This window comes from Burkholderia sp. Tr-862 (assembly GCF_011753085.1).
GTDB classification, from domain to species: Bacteria; Pseudomonadota; Gammaproteobacteria; order Burkholderiales; family Burkholderiaceae; genus Burkholderia; species Burkholderia ambifaria.
The window spans coordinates 1-8,394 of the sequence record NZ_VWWG01000228.1 but is presented as its reverse complement, the minus strand read 5'-3'; the positions used below and the strand labels follow the sequence as shown (position 1 = coordinate 8,394).

At 67.1% G+C, this 8,394-nt stretch carries 6 protein-coding genes; 4 read left to right on the top strand and 2 right to left on the bottom strand.

Annotation, left to right across the window (positions count from 1 at the left end; translation table 11 throughout):
• Positions 1 to 1,860: DNA translocase FtsK (locus F3J14_RS32050; protein ID WP_282100782.1), on the top strand; the 1,860-nt coding region annotated here is incomplete at its 5' end.
• 100 nt (positions 1,861 to 1,960) lie between these two features.
• Here the strand turns inward: F3J14_RS32050 and F3J14_RS32045 are convergent.
• A complete protein-coding gene (locus tag F3J14_RS32045) occupies positions 1,961 to 3,208 on the bottom strand; it encodes a lactonase family protein (protein ID WP_211080413.1) in 1,248 nt (415 codons plus the stop codon).
• Positions 3,209 to 3,374: 166 nt separating this feature from the next.
• Between F3J14_RS32045 and F3J14_RS32040 the strand changes: the two genes are divergently transcribed.
• Positions 3,375 to 5,204, top strand: coding sequence for a glycoside hydrolase family 15 protein (locus F3J14_RS32040; protein WP_166726336.1), 1,830 nt, complete (start codon positions 3,375 to 3,377; stop codon positions 5,202 to 5,204).
• 211 nt (positions 5,205 to 5,415) lie between these two features.
• Positions 5,416 to 6,909: a polyhydroxyalkanoate depolymerase gene (phaZ, locus tag F3J14_RS32035; protein ID WP_166726335.1), complete on the top strand. Its 1,494-nt coding sequence runs from the start codon at positions 5,416 to 5,418 to the stop codon at positions 6,907 to 6,909.
• Positions 6,910 to 7,012: 103 nt separating this feature from the next.
• Here phaZ and F3J14_RS32030 read toward each other — a convergent pair whose 3' ends face one another.
• Complete coding sequence (locus tag F3J14_RS32030) at positions 7,013 to 7,645, bottom strand: TetR family transcriptional regulator (protein WP_166726334.1); 633 nt, start codon at positions 7,643 to 7,645, stop codon at positions 7,013 to 7,015.
• Positions 7,646 to 7,800: 155 nt separating this feature from the next.
• Here F3J14_RS32030 and rsxB point away from each other — a divergent pair.
• The coding region (rsxB, locus tag F3J14_RS32025; protein WP_166726339.1) for an electron transport complex subunit RsxB at positions 7,801 to 8,394 on the top strand (594 nt) is incomplete at its 3' end.

Here is an 8,394-nt window from a genome sequence, read left to right as displayed (position 1 = left end):
ACTTCCGCGAGCCCGTCGGCGTCGGCATTGCCGACCCTCTCCGTTCCGGGCGCCTCCATCGACGCGGCGACACCGAGGCCACCCATCGCGCCCAACCCGGCGCCGCAGGCCCAGCCGTTCACCGCCCCGCCGGCTGCCGCTGCTTCGCCGTCGAGTTGGGCCATGCCCGGCGCCGGCGCAATGCCCACGACGACCGGCACCGCGATCCCTGCCGTCACGACCGCGCCGCTCCCGGCCGCAACGCTTCCCGCGGCCACGCTGCCGACTGCAGTCGATCCCGCCGCGCTCGCGGAATCGAGCGCCCCGGCCACCGACGCACCAGCCGCGCCCGAACGCCCGCCGCGTCCGAACGCATTCGAATTCCACGCGCCCGCCTCGTTCAACGTCGAACTGCCGACGCTCGATCTGCTCGAGCCCGCCTCCGACGACGTCGAACCGATCACCGAAGAACATCTCGCGCAGACGGGCCAGGTGATCGAACAGCGCCTGCAGGAGTTCAAGGTACCGGTGACGGTGGTCGGCGCATCGGCGGGTCCGGTGATCACGCGCTTCGAGATCGAACCCGCGCTCGGCGTGCGCGGCAGCCAGATCGTCGGCCTGATGAAGGACCTGTCGCGCGGCCTCGGCCTCACGTCGATCCGCGTCGTCGAGACGATTCCCGGCAAGACCTGCATGGGTCTCGAACTGCCGAACGCGAAACGCCAGATGATCCGCCTGTCGGAGATCCTCGAATCGCGCCAGTACCAGCACTCGACGTCGCAACTGACGATCGCGATGGGCAAGGACATCACCGGCCACCCGGTCGTCACCGATCTCGCGAAGGCGCCGCACATGCTGGTCGCCGGGACGACGGGCTCCGGCAAGTCGGTCGCGATCAACGCGATGATCCTGTCGCTGCTGTACAAGGCGACGCCCGAGGACGTGCGACTGATCATGATCGACCCGAAGATGCTCGAGCTGTCGGTCTACGAAGGCATCCCGCACCTGCTCGCGCCGGTCGTCACGGACATGAAGCTCGCGGCGAACGCGCTGAACTGGTGCGTCGGCGAAATGGAGAAGCGCTACCGGCTGATGTCGGCCGTCGGCGTGCGCAACCTCGCGGGCTTCAACCAGAAGATCCGCGACGCGGAAGCGAAGGAAAAGAAGATCGGCAACCCGTTCTCGCTGACGCCCGAAGATCCCGAGCCGCTGTCGAAGTTGCCGCTGATCGTCGTCGTGATCGACGAGCTGGCCGACCTGATGATGGTCGCCGGCAAGAAGATCGAGGAGCTGATCGCCCGTCTCGCGCAAAAGGCGCGCGCGGCCGGCATCCACCTGATCCTCGCGACGCAGCGCCCGTCCGTCGACGTGATCACCGGCCTCATCAAGGCCAACATCCCGACGCGCGTCGCGTTCCAGGTGTCGTCGAAGATCGACTCGCGCACGATCCTCGACCAGATGGGCGCCGAATCGCTGCTCGGCCAGGGCGACATGCTGTTCCTGCCGCCGGGCACCGGCTACCCGCAGCGCGTGCACGGCGCATTCGTCGCCGACGAGGAAGTGCACCGGATCGTCGAATACCTGAAGCAATTCGGCGAGCCGCAGTACGAGGAAGGGATTCTGGACGGCCCCGCTGCCGACGGTGCGACGCAGGATCTGTTCGGCGACGCGCCGGATGCGGAAGCCGATCCGCTGTACGACGAAGCGGTCGCGTTCGTCGTGCGCACGCGACGCGCGTCGATCTCGTCGGTGCAGCGTCAGCTGCGCATCGGCTACAACCGTGCCGCGCGCCTCGTCGAGCAGATGGAAGCGGCCGGACTCGTGTCGGCGATGGGCATCAATGGCAGCCGCGAGGTGCTCGTGCCGGCCGCGGCCGACTGAGCATGGCGGCCGCATGGCCGCCGACGATCGTTACGGGCACCCCGCGCAAGCGGCCACCCGACACTGAAAGGGCGCTGCCGAGGCAGCGCCCTTCGTGCATTTATTGCGCCACCGGCACCAGCTTGAAGTCGACCGGGCTGCCGAGCGCCACCTTCTGCGGATTCGGGCCGAGCTGCCCCGTTTCGACATCGCGGCTGAACACGTAGAACGTGTCGCTGTCCTGGTTGCCGACGATCAGCCACTTGCCGGTCGGATCGATCAGGAATTCGCGCGGCGTCTTGCCGAGGCTCGACTGGCGGCCCACGCGCTTCAACCGGCCGTCGGCCTGGTTCACCGCGTAGATCACGATGTCGTTCACGTCGCCGCGGTTGGTCACGTACAGGAAGCGGCCGTCCGGCGACAGGTGGATCGCGCCGCCGCCGACCTTGCCCTTGAAGCCCGGCACCGTCATCGGCAGCGTCTCGACCGGCGTCAGCTTGCCGTCGTGGTAGCTGAACACCTCGACCGATGCGTTGAGTTCGCTCGTCACGTATGCGAACCGGCCATCGGCGCCAAACACCATGTGACGCGGGCCGGAGCCGGCCTTCACGGGCGTGTAGCGCGTGTCGGTCGGGCTGATCAGCCCGCGGCTGCCGTCCACCGTGTAGCGGTAGCCATAAAGCTTGTCCGCGCCGAGGTCCTGCACGAACAGGTAGCGACCATCGGGCGAGAACACCGTCGAGTGCACGTGCGCGCCGTCCTGGCGCCCCTTCACGGGCCCCGTGCCTTCATGGTGCACGGTCAGCACAGCGGGGCCGACCGCGCCGCCGTCGCGGGTCGGGAACACTGCGAAGCTGCCGCCCGGATCGGCCGCGACCGAGTAGTTGGCCGTGACGAGGTACTTGCCGTCGGGTGACAGCGCGAGATAGCAGGGATCGTTCCCTTCCGACGAAACGCGGTCGATGAACGTGAGCGCACCCGTTTTCGGATCGAAGCCGAACGCGCTGACGCCGCCGCGCTGCGTGGCCGGTCCGTTGTCGCCGGGCAGTTCGTTGACCGCGTAGACGGTGCGACCGTCGCGGCTCGGCAACAGATAGGACGGATTTACCGTCTTCGCCGACGACACGGGCGCGACGCTGCCCGTTTTCGTATCGAAGCGGTACACGTAGATGCCGTCGCTGCCATGCCCCGTATAGGTGCCGACGAGCAGGTTGTAGACGCCGTCGGCCGGTGCCGGCGATTGTTGTGCGAAGCTGGAGGTCGCGGACAAGGAAAGCACGATCGCGAAACCTTTCATCCAGTGAGCGAGCCTAAGCGGGAACCCTCGTGTCGAAGCGCGTGCGTCATGCTCGCGTAAACGGTTGGGCATTGAATCCTCCTTGCATCGAGTCGCTTCAAGTGTTGAGATAGGACGAAACGCCGGCCGTTCATGCGCTCCGCCGCCCGGCCGAGTATACGGGGCGCGACGCCGACACGTGAAGCCCGGGCGCCGCAGCCTGCATTGTGAACTCGAATAACCCAAGGACCGCTTGCCCATGCCCGCCTTGATCGAAGACTACGCCCTCGTCGGCGACGGACACACCGCCGCGCTGATTTCGAAAGACGGCTCCGTCGACTGGCTGTGCTGGCCCCGCTTCGATTCGGGCGCCTGTTTCGCGGCGCTGGTCGGCACCCCCGAGCACGGCCGCTGGCTGCTCGCGCCAGCCGCCGATGCCGCGATCACGCACACGTCACGCCGCTACCGCGGCGACACGCTGATCCTTGAAACCGACTACGAAAGCGCCGACGGCGCCGTCACCGTGATCGACTTCATGCCGCCCGGCAACGGCTGGTCGGAACTCGTGCGGATCGTCGTCGGCCGGCACGGCACGATGAAGATGCGCATGGAACTGGTGTTGCGCTTCGACTACGGTTTCTCGATCCCGTGGGTCACGCAGCTGTCACGCGAGAACGGGATGAAAGCAATCGCCGGGCCCGATACGGTCGTGCTGCGCACGCCGGTCGAGCTCACCGGCAAGAACCTGCACACGCTCGCCGAATTCACGGTGAGCGCCGACGAGCGCATCCCGTTCTCGCTCGGCTACGCGGCGTCCCACCTGCGGCTGCCGCCCGCGCGCGACCCGCTGTCGATGCTCGCGCGCACCGAGAACTACTGGCTCGAATGGTCGGGGCGCTGCCAGGTGCAGGGCCGCTACGCGGCCGCCGTGCGCCGCTCGCTGATCACGCTGAAGGCGCTCGCGTACGAGCCGACCGGCGGCATCGTCGCGGCGCCCACCACGTCGCTGCCCGAGAAGATCGGCGGCAACCGCAACTGGGACTATCGCTACTGCTGGCTGCGCGACGCGACGATCACGCTGCTCGCGCTGATGCGCGGCGGCTACTACGACGAGGCGCGCGCGTGGCGCACGTGGCTCGGCCGCGTGATGGCCGGCTCGCCCGAGCAGATCCAGATCATGTACGGGATCGCCGGCGAGCGCCGGCTGCCGGAAATGGAGCTCGACTGGCTGCCCGGCTATCAGGATTCGAAACCGGTGCGCGTGGGCAACGGCGCCGCGAACCAGCTGCAGCTCGACGTGTTCGGCGAGATCATGGCCGCGCTGCACCTCGCGCGCGTGGGCGGCCTGCAGGCCGACGACACGGTCTGGTCCGTGCAATGCGCGCTGCTCGACCATCTCGAGAAGATCTGGCAGGAGCCCGACGAGGGCATCTGGGAAACGCGCGGCGGCCGCCGCCATTTCACGTTCTCGAAGGTGATGGCGTGGGTCGCGTTCGACCGCGCGATCAAGTCGGCGGAGATGTTCCGGCTGCCCGGCTCGCTCGACCGCTGGCGCGCGCTGCGCGACCGGATCCACGCGGACGTATGCGAGAACGCATGGCATGAAGGCAAACAGTCGTTTGCACAAAGCTACGACAGCGACGAGCTCGACGCGAGCGTGCTGCTGATGCCGCTGCTCGGCTTTTTGCCGCCGGAAGACCCGCGCATCGTCGGCACGGTCGACGCGATCGAGCGGGAATTGCTGCACGACGGGCTCGTGATGCGCTACCGCACGACCGAATACGACGATGGCCTGCCGCCCGGCGAAGGCACGTTTCTCGCATGCAGCTTCTGGCTGGTCGACAATTACGCGCTGCTCGGCCGGATCGACGACGCGCACCGGCTGTTCAGCCGGCTGCTCGCGCTGTCCAACGACCTCGGGCTGCTTGCCGAGGAATACGACCCGGTCGAAGGCCGGCTCGTCGGCAATTTCCCGCAGGCGTTCTCGCACGTGGCGTTGGTGCATACCGCCATGAACCTCATGCACCACGAAGAGGCAATGGCGCGCGCGGCAGGCCAGCCCGCACCGGCCGTGGCGACAGGGCGCTGACCGGCGGCGGGGCGGCTTCTTCATAGATCGTCAATTCGCAAAAGTTTGATGAAAAATCGGGGAAATGTTGCATTGCAACATCCATCGTTGTCCGATATGATCAACTCGATTGTCCGGCCGCACTGCAATATGGCCGGTCGCTGACCCACACGGCACGCCGCGACGCACCACACCGCCCCTGCGCACCGTCCCCCAAGCGGGAGTAGTCTGCATGCTTTACCAACTGCACGAATTCCAGCGGGCCATGCTGAGCCCGCTCACGGCCTGGGCCCAGGCCGCCTCCAAGTCGTTCGCCAATCCGTCCAGCCCGTTCTCGCTGATGCCCGGCGCGACGCGGATGGCGGCCGCTTACGAGTTGATGTACCGGCTCGGCAAGGATTACGAGAAGCCCGAATTCAACCTGCACCAGATCGTCAAGGACGGCCACAACATCCCGATCGTCGAGCAGACGATCGTCGAGAAGCCGTTCTGCCGGCTGCTGCGGTTCAAGCGCTACTCGGACGACGCCGACGCCGTCACGCAACTGAAGGACGAGCCGGTCGTGCTGGTCTGCGCGCCGCTGTCGGGCCACCATTCGACGCTGCTGCGCGATACCGTGCGCACGCTGCTGCAGGATCACAAGGTGTACATCACCGACTGGATCGATGCGCGGATGGTGCCGGTCGAGGTTGGCCCGTTCCACCTGCACGACTACGTCGCGTACATCCAGGAATTCATTCGTCACATCGGCGCGCGCAACCTGCACGTGATCTCCGTGTGCCAGCCGACGGTGCCGGTGCTCGCGGCGATCTCGCTGATGGCGAGCCGCGGCGAGGACACCCCGCTCACGATGACGATGATGGGTGGCCCGATCGACGCGCGCCGCAGCCCGACGTCGGTGAACTCGCTCGCGACGCAGCACTCGACCGCGTGGTTCGAAAACAACGTGATCCACACGGTGCCCGCGAATTATCCGGGCGAAGGCCGCCACGTGTATCCGGGCTTCCTGCAGCACACGGGCTTCGTCGCGATGAACCCGGAGCGCCACGCGCAATCGCACTGGGACTTCTACCAGAGCCTGCTGCGCGGCGACGAGGAAGACGCCGAAGCGCACCGCCAGTTCTACGACGAATACAACGCGGTGCTCGACATGGCCGCCGAGTACTACCTCGAGACGATCCGCGTCGTGTTCCAGGAATTCCGGCTCGCGGAAGGCACGTGGGATGTCGAAGGCGAGCGCGTGCGTCCGCAGGACATCAAGCACACCGCGCTGATGACGATCGAGGGTGAGCTCGACGATATCTCGGGCAGCGGCCAGACGCACGTCGCGCACGAGCTGTGCACGGGCATCCCGCAGGACCATCGCCGCAGCCTGACCGCGGAGAAGTGCGGTCACTACGGGATCTTCTCGGGCCGCCGCTGGCGCACGATCATCTACCCGCAACTGCGCGACTTCATCCGCGAGCATGCGCCGGAACCGAAGAACGGCGCGACGAAGACGCCCGCCGAGACGCCCGCCGATGCACCGGCCACGACAACCCTCGCCGCCGTGCCGTCCAGCAAGCAGCCCGAAACGACGCGTGCCCCCGTCGCGAAACGCGTGCGTGCGAAGGCCCCGGCCGCGACGGTTGCCCCCGCCAGGACGGCAACCGTGAAGGCCGCGCCGGCCGCGAAAAGCGCGGGCAGCACGCGGGTCAAACCCGTTCGCGCGCGCAAGGCCGCCTGACGCGCCGCATTCCGACGCAAAAACGCCGCCGTTGCTTGTTGGGCACGGCGGCGTTTTCTTATGCAGCGAGCGGCCGCGAGTGGGCCGCTCATCGGCGCACGGCTCAGCGTCGCAGCAGATACGCGAGCAGCACCTCGGTGTTCATCCTGACCATTTCCGCACGCTCGTCGGCTTCGCTGAAGTCGCGCCCCAGCGTCGCGGCGAGCGTGAACCGGTTCGACACGATGTAGTAGCCGAGTCCCGACAGCGTCACGTAGAAGTGCAGCGGATCGACGTCGCCGCGGAACAGGCCGGCCTTCTGGCCGCGCATCAGCACGTTGCCGAGCTTCGCGACGATCGGCGACATCATCTCGCGGATCCGCGTCGACTTGTGCAGGTAGCGCGCTTCGTGCAGGTTCTCGTTGTTGATGAGCCGCAGCAGCTCAGGATGATCGCGGTAGTAATCCCAGATGAAATGCGCAAGCCGCGTGACGGCTTCGACGGGTGCGACGCCATCGAGATCCAGCACGCGCTCCGCGTCGGTCAGCGCGGAGAACGCGTGCTCGAGCACGGCCGTAAACAGCTGCTCCTTGCTGCCGAAGTAGTAATAGAGCATGCGCTCGTTGGTTTCGGCCCGGCGTGCGATCTGATCGACGCGTGCGCCGAACAGCCCTCCACTCGCGAACTCTTCGGCTGCCGCCATCAGGATGCGACGGCGCGTACCTTCAGGATCTCTTTTGATTTTTGGCTGATTCATGTGGCGTTTTGCTATGTGAGCCGCGTGATCCGGACCGGCACCCCCACCGCCTCGGCGCCGGCCGCCCTGGAACGGGCGCACCACGTGCGGCCGCCCTCCTGCTGAGCCCCTGCAAAAAAGCGGTTCGATTATGCGCACAGACGGCGTCCAGCGCAATGCGGGAAATCGGCGATAATCAAGGTTTGGCAAACCTTTCCGGCCGCGCCACACGCGGCCGAGAGCCATTCGGCGCCGCAGCGCCCGTTGTCACCGTGACTGATTCCAAGACCCTCGCGGATCGCATCGAAGATCTGCTTCCCCAGACGCAATGCACGAAGTGCGGCTATAACGGCTGCCGTCCGTACGCCGACGCGATCGCCGCCGGCGACGCGAACTACAACCAGTGCCCGCCCGGCGGCGCCGAAGGCATCGCGCGCCTCGCGAGCCTGCTCGGCAAGCCCGTGATCCCGCTGAACCCCGTCAACGGCACCGAGCATCCGCGCGCCGTCGCGTTCATCGACGAAAGCCTGTGCATCGGCTGCACGCTGTGCATGCAGGCGTGCCCGGTCGACGCGATCGTCGGCGCACCGAAACAGATGCACACGATCGTCGAATCGCTGTGCACGGGCTGCGACCTCTGCGTGCCGCCCTGCCCGGTCGACTGCATCGCGATGGTCCCCGTGACCGGCGAGCGCACCGGCTGGGACGCGTGGTCGCAGCAACAGGCGGACGCCGCGCGCGAACGCCACGACCGCCGGCTCGCCCGCCAG

Coding starts and splice junctions, on each gene's coding strand:
- F3J14_RS32045 (WP_211080413.1), bottom strand. CDS start 3,208: ATGCCCAACCGTTTACGCGAGCATGACGCACGCGCTTCGACACGAGGG.
- F3J14_RS32040 (WP_166726336.1), top strand. CDS start 3,375: ATGCCCGCCTTGATCGAAGACTACGCCCTCGTCGGCGACGGACACACC.
- phaZ (WP_166726335.1), top strand. CDS start 5,416: ATGCTTTACCAACTGCACGAATTCCAGCGGGCCATGCTGAGCCCGCTC.
- F3J14_RS32030 (WP_166726334.1), bottom strand. CDS start 7,645: ATGAATCAGCCAAAAATCAAAAGAGATCCTGAAGGTACGCGCCGTCGC.